This window comes from Arthrobacter sp. SO5 (assembly GCF_020532805.1).
In the GTDB taxonomy this organism is placed as follows: domain Bacteria; phylum Actinomycetota; class Actinomycetes; order Actinomycetales; family Micrococcaceae; genus Arthrobacter.
This window is the reverse complement of the sequence record NZ_MQTQ01000063.1, coordinates 1-16,759: the sequence shown is the minus strand read 5'-3', so window position 1 is coordinate 16,759 and position 16,759 is coordinate 1. Positions and strand designations below refer to the sequence as shown.

Genomic DNA, 16,759 nt, shown 5'->3' with positions numbered 1-16,759 from the left:
GGGCGGGGCCGGGGGCTCTTGTGCTGCGTGTCACGCTGCTGTAGCGTTCTATATGGGAACTATGAGTTCGATTATAGAACACCCATGCGCACCGCAACAGCACCCGCCACCCACGCAAGGGATCGAAGATGATTGCCAAGCCCCGCACCGAGCCGGTTCCGGTCGTTCCGGTGGTTCCGGGCCGCACGTCCGCGCAGCGGGCCCATCACTACCGCGGCAGCCTCGGACGGTTCGCCACCGGCGTCGCGATCGTGACATTTGACGGCGTCACCAAGCGCCACGGCATCACCGTCAATTCCTTCACCTCCGTATCCATGGACCCGCCCCTGGTCCTGGTCAGCATCGCCCGGACAACGAAGGCCCACGACGAACTCGCCAACAGGCCCTTCACGGTCAACATCCTCGGCGCCGAGCAGCGGCAGTTGGCCACGCACTTCGCCGGCCGGCCGGGGCCAGAGCCGCGGTGGGTCGAGGGAGAAACGGCACCGCGGCTTTGGAACGTGCTTGCCTTCTTCGAATGCAAGCCCTGGGCAGCGTACGACGGCGGCGACCACACCCTATACATCGGCGAAGTGGTGGACTTCAACTACCGCAGCGGCGACGCCCTGGGGTACGCCAACAGCAGCTTCACCACCATCCCGGAAAGCCAACTCGGGATGGAAGACCTGCTCTAGCTCCCGCAGAACACGTTCAAGACCGCGCAGGTCAACGACGACTGGAGAAACAACCATGGGTATCCGTACCGGACAGCAGTATCTGGACAAGCTCAATGGGATGAACCCGCACGTGGTGATTGACGGCGAGGTGGTCAGCGCGAAGATCGCTGAGCACCCCGCGTTCCGCAACGTGGCCCGCTCGTACGCCAAGCTCTTCGATATGCAGCACGACCCCAAGTACCAGGAAGGCCTGACCTACACCTCGCCCACCACCGGCGACCTCGTGAACGCGTCCTTCCTGGTGCCGAAAACCGTGGAGGACCTCGAGCGCCGCCGCCGCGCCATCTCCACCTGGGCCGAGTCCTCCAACGGCTTCCTGGGCCGCTCCGGCGACTACATGAACTCCGCCTTGACCGCCCTCAGCACGGCCCAGAAGTGGTTCGCCCAGGCCGACCCCAAGTTCGCCGGGAATGTCCGCAATTACTACGAGTGGGCCCGCGAAAACGACGTCCTCGCCACGCACACCCTCATCCCGCCCCAGGTCAACCGCTCGGTGTCCGGTTCCGAACAGCTCGGCGGCCAGCTCGCCGCGCGGATCGTCGAGGAACGCGGGGACGGCATCGTCATCCACGGCGCCCGCATGCTCGCCACGATCGCACCGATTGCCGACGAACTGCTGGTCTTCCCCTCCACGGTGCTCCGCGGGACGCCCGAGGACGCCCCCTACTCCTACGCTTTCGCCATCCCGAATGACGCGCCGGGCCTCCGCTACCTCTGCCGCACCTCGCTGTACCACGGCGGCAGCACGCACGACGAGCCGCTTGCCTCCCGCTATGAGGAAATGGACGCCGTCGCAGTCTTCGACAACGTGTTTGTGCCCAGCGAGCGCATCTTCATGCTCGGCAACCCCCAGCTCTGCAACAGTTTCTATACAGAGACCGGCGCGGGCGCGCTGATGACCCACCAAGTGGTCACCCGGACCATTGCCAAGAGCGAGTTCTTCCTGGGGCTGGCCTCCGAACTGGCCGATTCCATCGGCATCGACGGCTTCCAGCACATCCAGGAGGACATCGCGGAGCTGATCGTCGACGTCGAAATAGGCCGCGCGCTGGTCCGCGCCTCGGAGGCCGACGCCCAGCTGAACGAGGCCGGAGTGATGCTGCCGAAGTGGTCCACCCTGAACGCGGCCCGCAACTGGTACCCGAAGATCGCCCAGCGGTTCCCGCAAATCATCCGGAAGTTCTCCGCGTCCGGACTGATGGCGCTTCCCGGCGAGGCGGATGTGAACAGCGAGGCCCGGGCCGACATCGAGATGTACCTGCAGGGCAAGACGCTCACCGGGCCCGAGCGTGTCCGGCTGTTCAAGCTGGCCTTTGATGCCTCCATTTCCGGATTCTCCGGCCGCCAGTCACTGTACGAGTACTTCTTCTTCGGCGATCCCGTGCGCATGGCCGGCGCCCTGGTGAAGAGCTATGACCGCGAGCCCGTCCGGGCCAGGGTGCGCGAGCTGCTCAACCGCCCGGACTGAGCCGGGCCGCCGGCGCCGTCATTTCCGGCGCCGTCATTTACCGGAAGCCGCGAAGCTTTTTCGGGAATCTGTGTGTTTTATCACACTTTTCATAGTATGATCCATATTACTAACTGACCGTTCGATCAGTAATTCAAGAGGCATTCAGTTATCCACTTCGCACCCACCCCGGGCAGTACCTCTGCCCCCAGCAACGGAGTTCCAATGACCGCAACTTCAATCGTCGATTCCGAGGCGGGACCCAGCAGCAAGCATGAGGAACGCAAGGTCCTCGCCGGGACGCTGGTCGGGACCACCATCGAGTGGTACGACTTCTTCATCTTCGCCCAGCTGACGGCAACGCTGCTGTCTCCGCTGTTCCTGGCGCCGCTGAACGCTTCCAACCCCGGCCTGGCGCAGATCCTGTCCTTCGCCCTCATCGGCATCAGCTTCCTCTTCCGCCCGCTCGGCGCCATCGTCGCCGGACACCTCGGGGACCGGCTCGGACGCAAGGCCATGTTGGTCTTCACCCTGGTCATGATGGGTGCGGCGACAGCGCTGATCGGTATGCTGCCCACCTACGCCCAGATTGGCGTCTGGGCTCCGATCCTGCTGATCCTGCTCCGTGTCATCCAGGGCTTCTCCGCCGGTGGCGAATGGGGCGGTGCGGCCCTGATGGCCGTCGAGCACGCCCCCATGAGCAAGCGCGGGCTGTTCGGCGCCTACCCGCAGATCGGTGTCCCTGTCGGCATGATCCTCGCCACCGGCCTGCTGTACTTCCTCAACACGTCCATGTCCAAGGAGGACTTCGCGTCCTGGGGCTGGCGTGTGCCGTTCCTGCTTTCCATCGTGCTGATCGTCGTCGGTTACCTGATCCGCCGCGCGGTTGCCGAGAGCCCCGTGTTCAAGGAGATGCAGGAGCGCAAGGAAGAAAGCAAGGCGCCTCTCGGGGAACTCATCCGCAAGCACAAGAAGGCCGTCCTCTACTCGACGATGATCTTCATGGGCAACAACGCTGCCGGCTACCTGCTGATCGCGTTCTTCATCTCCTACGCCACCAAGTCCCTGAAGATGCCCACCCCGCAGATCCTGCTGGCCACCACGCTGGCCTCCTTCGGCTGGCTGATCTTCACCCTCGTGGGCGGCTGGCTGTCGGACAAGATCGGCCGCGTCAAGACCTTCCTGATCGGCTACGGCATCGTCTTCGCATGGATGATCCCGATGTTTGCGCTCATCGACACCAAGAACATCGTGCTGTACGGCGTCGCGCTGTTCGTCCTTACCATCGGCCTGGGCCTGTCCTACGGCCCGATGTCCGCCATGTACGCCGAGATGTTCCCGGCGAACGTGCGCTACTCGGGCATTTCGATCGGCTATGCCTTCGGCGCCATCCTCGGCGGGGCCTTCGCGGCCACCATCGCCGAAGTTCTGCTGCAGGGCACCAAGTGGACCGGCTCCATCGGCATCTACATCATGATCCTCTGCGTCATCTCCGCAGTCGGCGTCATCCTGACCGGGGAAACCAAGGGCCGCCCGCTCGGCGTCACCCACCACGAGCCGGCTAAAGCGGCAAAGCACTAAGAAGCAGGCGAACGGAGGGGTACGGGCCGAAAGGTCCGTGCCCCTCTTTCCTTAAAGCAACGCGGGGTCACTTGCCGCCCATCCGAACGGCGCGGATGGGCCGTAAGTGACCCCGCGTTGCTTCTTAAGGCGGCCGGGAAACTAGACGCCCAGGAAGCCGATGGCCCCCTGCTTGAACGCGCGGCTGGTGATGGCGTTGGTGTGGTTCCGGCCGGGCAACAGAAGCTGTTCGACCAGGGCGCCGGATTTCGCGGCCAGCGCGGCAAGTTCCGGCATCGACGCCGCACGGTCGTCCTTCTCCCCGGCCACGAGCAGCATCGGCATGTGCGGGACAGCCTCGGCGGGATCAAACGGCTCGCCCTTGACCGCCTCGACGAGCGAGAGCAGCGAGAAGATGTTGTTGCTGGGCAGCAGCTGGGCCATCTTCAGCAGCCCGGCGGTTGACTCATCCGCGATCGGAGTGCCGTCGGCAAGGTAGCGCTGCGCGGCAACCACGTCAAAGTCGGCCAGCGGATCGGAGACATTGGGTCCGCCCAGCACCAGCCGGTGGACCAGCTCATGCTGGGTGGCGCCGAATTCCCAGGCGAGCCGGGAGCCCAGTGAGTAGCCGATCACGTCCAGCCCGCTGGAGGGATCGCCGTCGCGCAGGGGGCGGGCGCCGGCGTCGGACGCGATCTGCAGCAGGTCCGCCCGGATCCGGCTGGGGGCGTAGGCGTCCATGTCCTCGGGGGCTCCGCTGCGGCCGTGGCCCGGCAGGTCCACTGTGATGACGCGGCGGCCGGCTTCCAGGAGCGCCGTCAGCCAGCCGGTGTCCTCCCAGTTGAGTTTGGTGGAGGAGGAGAAGCCGTGCAGCAGCAGCACCGGTCGCAGCCCGGCGTCGTCCTGGGGCTCGTGCACCCCCACATACAGCTGGGGGTCCGTGCCCTCGACGGTGTGGGAATGCTGTTCGCCGGTGTGCCTGCCGCTCATGGTGTCAGTCCTCATCAAGTACGGCGCTCAGGCGGACCCGGCGCTTCGGTGCCTCTTCCTTCGGGACCGTGCCCACGATGCCGGCGGTGTTGTCCGGAACCTCGAACACGATCAGGGGCTCGCCGACGTTGATCTTGTCGCCGGGCCCGCCGTGGATACGCACCACCTTACCTGCCTGCGGGCTGGGCAATTCCACGGCCGACTTGGTGGTTTCAACCTCCACGAGCGGCTGGTTCCGCTCCACCTGGTCGCCCGGGGACACCAGCCATTCCAGCACGGTCGCCTCGATCAGGCCCTCGCCGAGGTCAGGCAGCGGGAAGGAAATTTCAGCCACGTTTGTACTCCAATACTCGCTGGATGCCGAAAAGGATCCGGTCAATGTTCGGGATGTATTCGTCTTCCAGATCGCCCGAGGGATACGGTACGTCGAAGCCGGTCACCCGCTCAACCGGCGCCCTGAGCGTATCGAAGCAGCTCTGCGTGATCAGCTGTGCCACCTCGGCGCCCAGCCCGGAAGTCAGCGGCGCTTCATGGACGACGACGGCGCGGCGCGTCTTGCGCACGGAGGCGGCCAGCGCCTCGGCATCGATCGGCTTGAGCCAGCGCAGGTCCAGGACCTCGATGTCGATTCCGTCTTCGGCGGCGAGTTCGGCCACCTGCAGGCAGCGGGCCACCATGGCGCCCCACGCGACGAGCGTCAGGTGGCGGCCCTCGCGCATGACCTTCGCGCCGGTGGGGGAGCCGGCGCCGGCCTCACCGTGGGCGAGGTTGACTTCACCCTTCTGCCAGTAGCGCGATTTCGGCTCCATGAAAATCACCGGGTCCGGCCGCGTGGCGGCGTACTTGAGCAGGTGGTAGGCCTCATGGGGGTTCGACGGCGAGACCACCTTGAGCCCGGGCACGTGCGCGAAGAGCGCCTCGAGGCTTTCCCCGTGGTGTTCGGGCGCGCGGATGCCGCCGAAGCTGGGCACGCGCAGGGTGATCGGCATCGGCAGGGTGCCGCGGCTGCGGTAGTTCATCCGCGCGATCTGGCAGACGATCTGGTTGATGGCGGGGTAGGCGAAGCCGTCGAACTGGACCTCGGGGATCGGGTGGAAGCCGGCCATGGCCAAGCCCACGGACATGCCGAGGATGCCGGATTCCGCGAGCGGGGTGTCGAAGACGCGCTGTGCTCCGTGTTTGGCCTGCAGCCCGTCGGTGATGCGGAAGACGCCGCCAAGCTGGCCGCAGTCCTCGCCGAAGATGACGGCCTTCGGGTTCTCGGCGAGCACCTCGTCGAGGGCCCGGTTCAGCGCCTGCTGCATGGACATCACGATGGTGGAAGCGGGCGTGCCTGCGCTGGTGCCAGTCCTCCCGGGAGTGCTGTCGCCTGCGGCGTCTACGCTTTCGAGAATCGAGTTAGACATGTTCGGACTCCTCGCGCCAGTTAGCGGCCTGGGCCTGCAGGGCAGGGGTGGTTTCCTGGAAGACCAGGTCAAACATTTCGGTGCCCGGCCGGGAGGCGAGCGCCTGGATGCCGGTGCGGATCTGCTCCTCTTCGGCCTTGGCCGCGGCCAGGGCTTCGGCGAAGAACGCCTCGTCCGCGATGCCGTCGGCGAGCAGCCGCTGCCGGAAGCGCTCCAGCGGGTCCGCGCCCGCGCCGTCGCGCTCCTCGTCCAGGGTGCGGTAACGGCCCGGGTCATCGGAGGTCGAGTGCGGGCCGCGGCGGTAGGTCATGGCCTCGATGAGCACGGGGCCGTTGCCGGCGCGGGCGTGCGCGAAGGCGCGGCGGGTCGCCCCGAGAACGGCGACGACGTCGTCGCCGTCGATCTGCAGTGCCGGCATGCCGTAGCCGGCGGCGCGGGCGGCGACGGAGCCGCCGGCAACCTGGCGTTCGGTGGGGACGGAGATGGCCCAGCCGTTGTTCTGGACGAAGAACACCACGGGCGCCTTCATCACGGCCGCGAAGTTGAGCGCCTCGTGGACGTCCCCCTGGGAGGAGGCGCCGTCGCCGAAGTAGGTCATCGCGACGCCGTCTTTTTGGTCAAGCGTCTGGCCGTGGGCCCAGCCGACGGCGTGCAGCACCGAACCCGCCACTACGGCCTGGATCGGGGCGAGGCGGGACTTCAGCGGGTCGTAGAGACCGCCGTGCCAGGTGGCCTTGTGGGTGGACATGTAGGCCACCATGTCCACCCCCATGGTCCGGGCGACGCCCATTTCGCGGTAGGTGGGGAAGACGAAGTCCCGGGTGGTGTCCACGGCATAGCCGCTGCCCACCTGGGCCGCTTCCTGGCCGAGCTCCGGAGCGTAGCCCGGAATGATGCCCTGGCGCTGCCAGGCGATGGCAGAGCGGTCGAGGTGGCGGACGGCCACCATCAGCGAATAGAGCTCGCGGAGCTGGGCGGGAGTGAGCGGATCGGCGGCGCCGCCGGAAGCCACGGGAAGTGTGTCCATGTCTGTGACCCTAGTCACCGGCGGCGGGGTGGGCAAACAGCCTAGGAAGGGCTGCCCAGACTGCACACTTCTGCCGCCACAGCTGCCGTTGAGCAAGGCAATTTGTCTAGCGCCGGGATCGGGCCGAGGACCGCCCCGATCCCAACTGACTCGCAGCAGGGGCCGTTATGGCCGCTCAAAACGGCCCCTGCTGCTAGCTAGTTGGGCGCCCGCGTTCCGGAGCCGGTGACCCGGCCGCCGACCCAGCAGGCGGCGGCGATGGCCGCCACAAGGGCCATCGTGCTCAATAGCTGCTTGCTGCTGTCCGGGCTGCTGAAACCGACGGCGAAGATCAGCGCCAGGAGCACGAGTCCGAAGATGGTCAGCGCCGGGAAGCCCCTCATCCGCAAGGGTAGGGGAGTGCCGTCGCGGTCTGCCCGGCGGCGCAGGATCAGCTGGGATACGAGGGCCGAGCTCCACACCACGAGGCAGGTGGAGCCGACAAGCTGGAACAGGGCCGGCAGGATCTGGTCCGGGAACAGCAGTTCCAGCACGGCGGCCAGGAAGCCGAACGCCACGGAAAGGCTCACCGCCACCACCGGGACCCGGGCGGCGTTGAGCTTCGAAAGGAACCGCGGGGCTTCGCCGCGCTCAGAGAGCGAATACACCATGCGGGAGGCGCCGTACAGGTTGGCATTCAGGGCCGAGAGCAGCGCGACGACGGCCACCAGGGTGATCGCGGCGCCGGCTCCCGGGATCCGGGCGGCGTCGAGCACTCCGGCGAAGGGTGACTTCAGGGCCCCGGACGTGGAAGGCAGGACAGCGGCGATGACGAACACCGAGCCGATGTAGAACACCAGGATCCGCCAGACCACCGTGCGGATCGCCTGCGCCACGCTGTGCTCGGGGTTCTCGGTCTCGGCGGCGGCGACGCTGACAATCTCGGTGCCGCCGAACGCGAAGATCACCACGAACAGGGCGGTGGCGATGCCGCCCAGACCCGCGGGGGCGAAGTCGGACGTGAAGTTGCTCAGGCCCGGGGACGGGACGTCCGGCAGCCAGCCCAGCAGCAGGGCCGCCCCGATGGCGAGGAACATCAGGATGGCGGCCACTTTGAGGATGGCGAACCAGAACTCGAACTCGCCGAAGTTCTTCACGCCGGCGAGGTTGACCGCAGTGAACAGGGCCATGAAGATCAGGGACAGTGCCCAGACGGGGATCACCGGCCACACGGTGAACAGGAGTGCGGAGGCGCCCAGGGCCTCGGCCGCGATGACGACCACAAGCTGCAGCCACCAGAGCCAGCCGACGGTCGCCCCGGCGGTCTTGCCCATGGCTTTTTGCGCGTAGACGGAGAATGCGCCGCTGTTGGGGTTGGCCGCGGCCATCTCGCCGAGCGCCCACATCACCAGGATGATCAGTGTTCCGGCAACAAGGTAGGAGATCAGCACTGCCGGTCCCGCCGCCTGGATTCCTGCCCCCGAGCCGAGGAACAGTCCGGCGCCGATCGCGCTGCCCAGTCCCATCATGGTCAGCTGGCGTGGCTTCATGCTGTGCCCCAGGCTCGGGGCGGAGACCGCGGTGGGTAGCGTCGCGGTGGACTTCGTTGTCATGGCGAACCTTCGTGTGGTTTGGATCTGTGCGTCCTTCTGGGACCTATTGAATTTACCGTCTTTGGGCTGGCGCTACGGATAGCCGGGGTGCCCCCGCCGTGAGAGCATGGTGGCAGTTTGCTAACTGAATCGGGGCATTGGCGGCGGTTTGTCCCACCCGGGCCGCTTGGGAAGGAAAAATCGATGGACGTTGATCCTTTGGATGCGAAGATTGTCCGATTCTTCACGGATTCTCCCAGGGCCTCGGTCCTGGAAGCCTCCCGGGTGCTGAAGGTGGCCCGCGCCACGGTGCAGTCGCGGCTGGACCGGATGCAGGACGCCGGTGTGATCGGCTCGTGGGTGCCGCAGCCGGACCCGGCGCACTTCGGCTTCCCGGTGGTGGCGTTCTGCTCCCTGACGATCAACCAGGACCTCGGGCACGACGCCGTCGTCGAGGCCCTGGCGCGGATCCCTGAGCTGATCGAGATCCATACCGTTTCCGGGAGTTCGGACCTCATGGCCCGCATCGCCGCCCGCTCCAATCCGGATCTCCAGCGCGTCCTCGATGCCATGATCGCCACCAGGACGGTCCTGCGTTCCTCCTCCGTGATCGTCCTCAATACCCATTTCCAGGGGCGCACCCTGCCGTTGCTGGAAGCCGCGGCCACAGGCAAGTGACAGGCCAGGCCGGTGAGCCGCACCGGCCCGGCAGGCCAGCCGGGTGAACCGGCCGCGGGCTAGACGACGCTCAGGTTTCGGGGCAGGCCGGTCCGTCCGGTGAGCATTAGCAGCAACTCACCGGCGGCCGGCAACCGGGAGCCGATGGCACCGGCGAGCTCCAGGGAGGCCGCGACCGCCGGGGCCAGGGAGGCGGGCGGCGGGAGCCCGAGGGCGCGCGCCAGGTCCAGGGTATGTACGGCCAGCTCGAAGGTCCGGGTGGGCAGGTAGTCGATGAGCGTCATTGGCCCTGCGGGGGTGGCCGCTAGGGCATTGTCCGGCGTATTCCTCACCAGAGCCGTGACGCGTTGGACAATTTCCCGCACCGCTGCGGCCGGGTCCTCGCCCAGGGCTTCCCCGGTTTCCTTGCCTCGCTGCGCGATTGCGTCCGGCGACGCGGCGCTCCGGACGGCCAGGAAGTATTCCACCGGGCCGGCCACACGTTCCCCGGTGGCCGGGGTGGCGAGGTAGGTCTCGACGGTTGTCAGGGCGCGGCTCGTGTGGCCAGTCAGTGCCCGGACATCCCATTCACCCAGTGCGGGCCACGACCAGGCGTCCTGCGGTACCCGTCCGGCGAGCTCCAGGAATGCCCGGGCCGCTCCCGCGTAACGGGCCCTGACTGCTTGTGCGTCCAAACCCTCCGGGCCTATATCCTTTGAGTCCATAGCCCCGATATATACCGCTGCCGGACCCGCGGACAAGCCCGGACCAAACGCCGGACTGTTCCGCGCGTCCGACCCCGGCTCCGGCCATGTGACCCGAAACATTTTGCGCCCGGCCGGCACGGTCGTATCATTAGTTCTAGTCAACTTGACTATAACTAATCCGGCAGTCGGGCCGGAGCCGTCCCGGGCCGTCAGTGCCAGTCCGGAACCTCAGGTCGCGGGGTGAACCACCATCTACACAGCAGCAGACAACGTCGCCGAGCGCCGGCTCGCACCGCCGTCGCTGGCCATCTCCACCGTGATCTTCGCCCTGCGGCCCAGTGAGCGCTCGGGGCGCCCCACGCTTTGGATCCCGCTGGTGCGACGGATCCGGGAACCGTTCAAGGACCAGTGGGCGCTCCCCGGCGGCCCGCTGACCCACTCCGAGTCCCTCCAGGACGCCGCGTCCCGGAACCTTCGTGAAACGTCGGGGCTGGCCCCGAAATACCTCGAACAGCTCTACGCCTTCGGCGGGCTGCACCGCTCACCCACGCAGCGCGTCGTGTCGATCGTGTACTGGGCACTCGTCCAGCCCACCGAGGCCGCGCTCGCCGACGAATCCGAGAATGTCCGCTGGTTCCGGGCTGACCGGCTCGGGGAACTGGCCTTCGACCACAACGCGATCATCGACTACGCGCTCGGGCGGCTGCGTAACAAGATGGCCTACGGGTCCATCGCGTACCACCTGCTGGGCGAATACTTCACCCTCGCCCAGGTCCGGGAGGTCTACGAGGCCGTCCTGGACCGCGAACTGGATCCGGCCAATTTCCGCCGCCAGATCAAAGCCACGCCGGATATCGAAGACACCGGCGAATACCTTCAGGGCGGCAAACACCGCCCGCCCCGGCTCTACCGTTTCACCGGCCGCCCGGGCCTTGACCCAGACAACAGGAGCACACCATGAGCAGCGTCAACACAGCCATCCAGCTGATCACGCGCGAGCAGGCCACCAGCCGCGCCGCGGGCATTGCAACGGCCGCCTCCACGTGCAGCCCGGCGCTCGCCCGCGGCCCGTGGGACTTTGACCTGGCCGAGGCCCTCGCGGGGGTGCCGGCCTACGGTCCGGGCGCCTCCGTCGCCGATGCCGCCCCGGCGTCCACTCCGCGTCAGGTCCAGCTGCCGGAGGAGTACAAACTGGCCGGCGACGCCGAACTTGACGCGCGGATCCGGGCCGCCAAAGCGGCGCTGGGGGACCGCGCCGTCGTGCTGGGGCACTTCTACCAGCGCGATGAGGTGGTCGCCTACGCGGACTTCGTGGGTGACTCCTTCCAGCTCGCCAATGCCGCCCTGACCCGCCCGGACGCCGAGGCCATCATCTTCTGCGGCGTGCACTTCATGGCCGAAACCGCGGACATCCTGTCCCGGCCGGAGCAGGCCGTGATCCTGCCGAACCTGGCCGCGGGCTGCTCCATGGCGGACATGGCGGACATCGACTCCGTCACCGAATGCTGGGAAGCGCTGGCGGAGCTCTTCGGCACCGGGCCCGACGCCGACGGCCGGGTCCCGGTCATTCCGGTCACCTACATGAACTCCTCCGCTGCCCTCAAGGGCTTCTGCGGCGAGCACGGCGGGATCGTCTGCACCTCCTCGAACGCCGCCACGGTGCTGGAATGGGCGTTCGAACGCGGCCAGCGCGTGCTGTTCTTCCCCGACCAGCACCTGGGCCGCAACACCGCCAAGGCCATGGGCGTTCCGCTGGAGCAGATGCCGATGTGGAACCCGCGCAAGGACCTGGGCGGCAACGATGAACAGGTGCTGCAGGACTCCCGCGTGATCCTCTGGCACGGCTTCTGCTCGGTCCACAAGCGCTTCAACGTGGCCCAGATCGAGAAGGCCCGCGCCGAGTTCCCCGGCGTCCAGGTGATCGTGCACCCCGAGTGCCCGATGGAAGTGGTGGACGCTGCGGACTCCGCCGGCTCCACCGATTTCATCCGCAAGGCCATCGCCGCCGCCACGGAGCCCGCCGCTTTCGCCGTCGGCACCGAGATCAACCTCGTCAACCGGCTGGCCGCGGAATACCCGCAGCACACCATCTTCTGCCTCGACCCGGTGATCTGCCCGTGCTCCACGATGTACCGCATCCACCCGGGCTACCTCGCCTGGGTCCTGGAGGCGCTGGTCCGCGGCGAGGTGGTCAACCGCATCACCGTGGAAGAGGACGTCGCGGCGCCGGCCAGGGTCGCCCTGGAACGCATGCTGGCGGCCCGGCCGTGACCAGGCCCCTGCGCCTGGTGGTCGTCGGCAGCGGCATCGCCGGGCTCTACGCCGCGCTGCTCGCCTCCGACCCGGCAGCTGTCCCGGCGGGCGGCCAGGCCGCCGACGTCGTGCTGCTGAGCAAAGGCGCCCTCGAACAGAGCAACACCTTCTACGCCCAGGGCGGCGTCTCGGCAGTGCTCCCGGCGGGGGAGGCGGCCCCGGGTGATTCCGTGGCTGCCCACATCGCCGACACCCTGGCCGCCGGTGCCGGGCTGAACGACCCCGACGCCGTGCGGATCCTGTGCACCGAAGCCGGCCGGGACATTGCCGGGCTCCGGCGCTTCGGCGTGGACTTCGATGCGGGCCCCGGCGGCGGCCCCGTACTGGGGCTCGAGGCTGCGCACTCCGCCGCCCGCATCCTGCATGCCGGCGGCGACGCGACCGGCGCCTGCATCGCCCGCGCGCTCGCGGCCGCCGTCCTCGAACGAGCTGTTCAGGGCAGGCTGCGCCTCGAGACCGGCGCCTTCGTCACTGAACTCCTGACCGGGACGGCCGACCGGAGGGTAACCGGCGTCGCCTATCTCGCCAACGGACAGTCCAGGCGTCTGGACGCCGACGCCGTGCTGCTCGCCACCGGGGGTGCCGGCAGGCTCTTCGCCCGGACCAGCAACCCGTCCGTCGCCACGGCCGACGGCGTTGCGCTCGCCTGGCGTGCGGGGGCCGCCATGCGGGACCTCGAGTTCTTCCAGTTCCACCCCACCACCCTCGCAGCCGAGGAGATTCCCGGCGGACCGCCGTCGCTGCTCATCTCCGAGGCGGTCCGCGGCGAGGGAGCGGTGCTGCTCGACGCCGCCGGCTACCGCTTTATGACCGGCTACCATCCGGACGCGGAGCTGGCCCCGCGCGACGTCGTCTCCCGCAGCATCGCCCTGCACCTCGCCGCGACGGGGGCGCCGGCGGACACCCCGGTCTTTCTGGACGCCCGCGGGATCGAGGCGGCCCGTGGTCCGGGGTTCCTGGCGCGGCGTTTCCCCACGATCACCGCGGCCACCCGCGCCGCCGGCTATGACTGGACCAGCGAACCGCTGCCGGTGTCGCCGGCGGCCCACTACTGGATGGGCGGCGTGGCGACCGACCTCTGGGGACGCACGTCCGTCGAGGGCCTGTTTGCCGCCGGCGAGGTGGCATGCACCGGTGCGCAGGGAGCCAACCGGCTGGCGAGTAACTCGCTGCTGGAGGGTCTTGTGTTCGGCCGGCGCGCCGTGGAGGCATTCCTCGCTGACGTACCGCCGCACGACCGCACTGCTCCGCGTGCTGTCTCGGCCGCGGACGGCCTCCCCTTGACGCACGCTTCCGCAGTGCCGTCGCGCGACGTCGTGTGGGGGGAGGGAACTCCACCTGCGGCCGCCGAACTTGGTGTGAAGTCGGCGACTGATCCCGGGGGTTTCTCGCGCGACGCCCTGCGGCGGTTGATGACCGCGTACGCCGGGGTGTTGCGCAGCGGCGAGCAACTGCGGGAGGCGGAGGCCACCCTTGCTGTCTGGGCCGCCGTTGTACGTCCCGAGATCGTGACGGACGCGGTGGACCCGTCCGGGCACGAGGACCGGAACCTGCTGCTGGCCGCGCAGCTGCTCGTGGCAGCGGCGCGGCAGCGGAGTGGTTCCGTCGGCGCCCACTACCGTTCCGATACCGATACCGATACCGATGCCGCAGCCGTCCTCCCGGCCGTGCTCGTTGCCCCCGCCCGCCAGGCTTCCGCTGCCGGGAAGTCCGGCCACCGGCATGCCGCCGCGTCCCGTCCCAAGCAAAGGATCTCTTCATGACAGCACCCGCAGCAGCACGCCCGGCCGCCCTCCCGGTGACGGGGCTCGCCGGGACCCTGCCCGCAGCCGCCGTCGACGCCGTGCTGCGGGCCGCCCTGGCCGAGGACGCACCGTATGGCGACATCACGTCCCAGACGCTCATCCCGGCCGACGCGCGGGCGACGGCGGTCCTGGCCGCCCGGGTGCCGGGTGTGTTCAGCGGCGGTGAGGTGTTCGCTGCCGCGATGAAGCTCGCCGACCCCCGGGCCGACGTCGTGCTGCTGGCGGCGGACGGTGCCGCGTTCTCCGCCGGAACGCTCCTGGCACGGGTCAGCGGAAACGCCCGTGCGGTGCTGCTGGCCGAACGCGTGGCCCTGAACCTGGTCCAGCGGATGAGTGCCATCGCCACGAAGACGGCGGAATTCGTCGCCCTCGTGGACGGCACCGGCGCCCGGATCACTGACACCCGGAAGACGACGCCCGGGCTGCGGGTACTGGAACGCTATGCTGTCCGCTGCGGCGGAGGCGCAAACCACCGCTTTGGCCTTTCGGACGCCGTGCTGGCCAAGGACAACCATCTGGCCGTCCTCACCGGCGGGGACCCCTCGAGACTCACGGCCGTGCTGCGGGAGGCCAAGACGCGTCTGGGGCACACCACACACTTCGAGGTGGAGGTGGACAGCATGGAGCAGATCGAACCGGTGCTGGCCGCCGGCGTTGACACGATCATGCTGGACAACTTCACCCTGGCCGGGCTCGCCGCCGGCGTGGCGCTGATCGGCGGACGCGCCCGGGTCGAGGCCAGCGGGAACGTCAGCCTGGCCACGGTGGCCGGCATCGCCGCGACCGGCGTGGACGTCATCTCGATCGGCGGGCTCACGCACAGCGTCACCGCCCTGGACCTGGGGCTTGACATCGAACTGGCGCCCGACATCGAACTCGGGATCGAACCGGCCGGCCGGCCGGCTGGCCGCTAAGAGGACGCCGTGATCTTCCTGGATGCTGCTGCCACTACGCCGGTCCGCCGCGAGGTGCTCGAGGCCATGTGGCCCTATCTCACGGGGGAGTTCGGCAATCCGTCAAGCCACCATTCCCTCGGGGACGCGGCCGCCTCGGCGCTCGCGGGGGCGCGCGCCGCCGCGGCGAAGGCCCTGGGCTGCCGGCCGGGCGAGGTCATCTTCACGTCCGGCGGCACGGAAGCGGACAACCTGGCCGTCAAGGGAATTGCCCTGGCCCGGCGCGCTGCGGACCCGGGGCTGGACCGGGTGGTGATCAGCGCCGTCGAACATCCCGCCGTGGAGGAATCGGCGCGCTACCTGGAACGGGTCCATGGCTTCGCCGTCGACGTCGTCCCGGTGGATGCCTTCGGCCGCGTCACCGAAGAGGCCCTTGCCGCCGTGCTCGGCCCGGAGACCGCCCTGGTCAGCATCATGTACGCCAACAACGAGGTGGGGACCGTGCAGCCCGTGGCCCGGCTCGCCGCCCTGGCCCGCGCGCGGGGCATCCCGTTCCATACCGACGCCGTCCAGGCAGCGGGGTGGCTGCCGCTGGACACCGCAGCCCTGGGCGTGGATGCGCTGAGTATTTCCGGGCACAAGCTGGGGGCGCCGAAGGGAAACGGGGCCTTGTTCGTCAAGGGCAGGATCCGGCTGGAGCCCGTGATCCATGGCGGGGGGCAGGAACGCGGCCGACGCTCGGGCACCGAGAACGTGGCCGGTGCCGTGGCCCTCGCCACGGCGCTGACTCTGGCCCGGACTTCCCGGCCTGAGTCCGCGGCACGCATTGCCGCCCTGCGCGATGACTTCATCCGGGCCGTGCTGGCCGAAGTCCCCGGCGCCGTCCTGACCGGCCACCCCAGTCAGCGGCTTCCGTCGGTGGCGTCCTTCTGCTTCCCGGGGACCAGCGGCGAGTCCGTGCTGCTCGAACTCGAACGCCAGGGTGTCATCTGCTCCAGCGGCTCCGCCTGCGCGGCAGGATCAGATGAGCCGTCCCCGGTGCTGCGGGCGATGGGGATCGACGCCGAAGTCGCCCAGACGGCGGTGCGGTTCAGCTTCGATTCAACGATTACCCCAGCACAGCTGCACGAAGCGGCGGCCGCGGTCCGCACCGCGGTCGGCAGCGTCCGTGCCCTGGGCCAGCGCTAGCGGTGCCGGGCGCGGCGGAAAATCCAGTGCCGCAGCAGGCTGAAGCGCACCGCCGTGGCAACGAAGCCGGAGAGCGTTGTGGTCCACAGCTCGTCGGCAACGGTGGCATCCGGGTTGATCCAGTGCAGGACGCCCAGGCTGCCGCCGGTGAGCAGCAGTGCAATCAGGATCACGACCAGCCCGCTGAGATGGTCGCGCTTCATCCGCCGCCGCTCGGTGATCTTGAACGTCAGGCGCCGGTTCAGGGCCGTGTTCATCAGCGAGGTGAGGATGAGGGCCGCCGCGTTGGCCGGCTGGGGGCCGAGCCAGGGGCGGAAAAAGGCATACAGGGCCAGTGACGTCACCGTGCACACAATCCCGACGCCGGTGAACCGGATGAGCTGCCGGACCAGCGGATAGCGGAGGAGCCCGCGGTGGCGGCGGTGGGCCAAGGGGCGGCGTGCCGTGGTTGGAGGGGACAGCTGCTCAAGCTCGGGGGC

General features: G+C 68.5%; 16 protein-coding genes. 9 read left to right on the top strand and 7 right to left on the bottom strand.

The window, feature by feature from the left end; translation table 11 throughout:
* Nucleotides 1-128: 128 nt before the first annotated feature.
* From BJG92_RS11835 to BJG92_RS11825, 3 genes are all read left to right on the top strand, one after another.
* The gene (locus tag BJG92_RS11835) at nucleotides 129-674 is read left to right on the top strand and encodes a flavin reductase family protein (RefSeq protein WP_232084203.1); all 546 of its coding nucleotides are present in this window, start codon (nucleotides 129-131) and stop codon (nucleotides 672-674) included.
* 55 nt (nucleotides 675-729) lie between these two features.
* A complete protein-coding gene (gene hpaB / locus BJG92_RS11830) occupies nucleotides 730-2,184 on the top strand; it encodes a 4-hydroxyphenylacetate 3-monooxygenase, oxygenase component (protein ID WP_232084202.1) in 1,455 nt (484 codons plus the stop codon).
* A 204-nt stretch (nucleotides 2,185-2,388) separates the two neighbouring features.
* On the top strand, nucleotides 2,389-3,744 hold the full coding sequence (locus tag BJG92_RS11825) for an MFS transporter (RefSeq protein ID WP_232084201.1): 1,356 nt from the start codon (nucleotides 2,389-2,391) through the stop codon (nucleotides 3,742-3,744).
* Between the two features lie 141 nt (nucleotides 3,745-3,885).
* Here BJG92_RS11825 and BJG92_RS11820 read toward each other — a convergent pair whose 3' ends face one another.
* The 5 genes from BJG92_RS11820 to BJG92_RS11800 all read right to left on the bottom strand — a co-directional run bounded on the left by BJG92_RS11820 (nucleotide 3,886) and on the right by BJG92_RS11800 (nucleotide 8,738).
* Complete coding sequence (locus BJG92_RS11820) at nucleotides 3,886-4,713, bottom strand: alpha/beta fold hydrolase (protein ID WP_232084200.1); 828 nt, start codon at nucleotides 4,711-4,713, stop codon at nucleotides 3,886-3,888.
* Between the two features lie 4 nt (nucleotides 4,714-4,717).
* Nucleotides 4,718-5,047: a biotin/lipoyl-containing protein gene (locus BJG92_RS11815; protein WP_043482513.1), complete on the bottom strand. Its 330-nt coding sequence runs from the start codon at nucleotides 5,045-5,047 to the stop codon at nucleotides 4,718-4,720.
* Entirely contained in the window at nucleotides 5,040-6,119 is a 1,080-nt protein-coding gene (locus BJG92_RS11810; protein WP_232084199.1) for an alpha-ketoacid dehydrogenase subunit beta, read from the bottom strand. The genes BJG92_RS11815 and BJG92_RS11810 overlap by 8 nt, the downstream gene beginning before the upstream one ends.
* On the bottom strand, nucleotides 6,112-7,146 hold the full coding sequence (locus tag BJG92_RS11805) for a thiamine pyrophosphate-dependent enzyme (RefSeq protein WP_232084198.1): 1,035 nt from the start codon (nucleotides 7,144-7,146) through the stop codon (nucleotides 6,112-6,114). Before BJG92_RS11805 ends, BJG92_RS11810 begins: the two co-directional genes overlap by 8 nt.
* A 197-nt stretch (nucleotides 7,147-7,343) precedes the next feature.
* Complete coding sequence (locus tag BJG92_RS11800; protein WP_232084197.1) at nucleotides 7,344-8,738, bottom strand: amino acid permease; 1,395 nt, start codon at nucleotides 8,736-8,738, stop codon at nucleotides 7,344-7,346.
* Between the two features lie 183 nt (nucleotides 8,739-8,921).
* On the opposite strand from BJG92_RS11800, the gene BJG92_RS11795 reads away from it, so the two are divergent.
* A complete protein-coding gene (locus BJG92_RS11795) occupies nucleotides 8,922-9,395 on the top strand; it encodes an Lrp/AsnC family transcriptional regulator (RefSeq protein ID WP_232084196.1) in 474 nt (157 codons plus the stop codon).
* Between the two features lie 59 nt (nucleotides 9,396-9,454).
* Here BJG92_RS11795 and BJG92_RS11790 read toward each other — a convergent pair whose 3' ends face one another.
* Nucleotides 9,455-10,099 carry a maleylpyruvate isomerase N-terminal domain-containing protein gene (locus tag BJG92_RS11790; RefSeq protein ID WP_232084195.1) on the bottom strand — a complete coding sequence of 215 codons (645 nt, stop codon included), beginning with the start codon at nucleotides 10,097-10,099 and terminating at the stop codon, nucleotides 9,455-9,457.
* Between the two features lie 232 nt (nucleotides 10,100-10,331).
* Between BJG92_RS11790 and BJG92_RS11785 the strand changes: the two genes are divergently transcribed.
* The 5 genes from BJG92_RS11785 to BJG92_RS11765 are packed head-to-tail and all read left to right on the top strand — an operon-like array spanning nucleotide 10,332 to nucleotide 16,280.
* Nucleotides 10,332-11,042, top strand: coding sequence for an NUDIX domain-containing protein (locus BJG92_RS11785; RefSeq protein WP_232084205.1), 711 nt, complete (start codon nucleotides 10,332-10,334; stop codon nucleotides 11,040-11,042).
* Complete coding sequence (gene nadA, locus BJG92_RS11780; protein ID WP_232084194.1) at nucleotides 11,039-12,352, top strand: quinolinate synthase NadA; 1,314 nt, start codon at nucleotides 11,039-11,041, stop codon at nucleotides 12,350-12,352. The genes BJG92_RS11785 and nadA overlap by 4 nt, the downstream gene beginning before the upstream one ends.
* Nucleotides 12,349-14,157 (top strand): L-aspartate oxidase, encoded by a 1,809-nt coding sequence (locus BJG92_RS11775; RefSeq protein WP_232084193.1) that lies wholly within the window; start codon nucleotides 12,349-12,351, stop codon nucleotides 14,155-14,157. The genes nadA and BJG92_RS11775 overlap by 4 nt, the downstream gene beginning before the upstream one ends.
* Nucleotides 14,154-15,113, top strand: a complete 960-nt coding sequence (nadC, locus tag BJG92_RS11770; protein WP_232084192.1) for a carboxylating nicotinate-nucleotide diphosphorylase — start codon at nucleotides 14,154-14,156, stop codon at nucleotides 15,111-15,113. The genes BJG92_RS11775 and nadC overlap by 4 nt, the downstream gene beginning before the upstream one ends.
* Nucleotides 15,114-15,122: 9 nt before the next feature.
* The gene (locus BJG92_RS11765; protein ID WP_232084191.1) at nucleotides 15,123-16,280 is read left to right on the top strand and encodes a cysteine desulfurase family protein; all 1,158 of its coding nucleotides are present in this window, start codon (nucleotides 15,123-15,125) and stop codon (nucleotides 16,278-16,280) included.
* On the opposite strand, the gene BJG92_RS11760 is transcribed toward BJG92_RS11765, so the two are convergent.
* Entirely contained in the window at nucleotides 16,277-16,741 is a 465-nt protein-coding gene (locus BJG92_RS11760) for a GtrA family protein (RefSeq protein ID WP_232084204.1), read from the bottom strand. The genes BJG92_RS11765 and BJG92_RS11760 overlap by 4 nt on opposite strands.
* Nucleotides 16,742-16,759 lie beyond the last annotated feature (18 nt).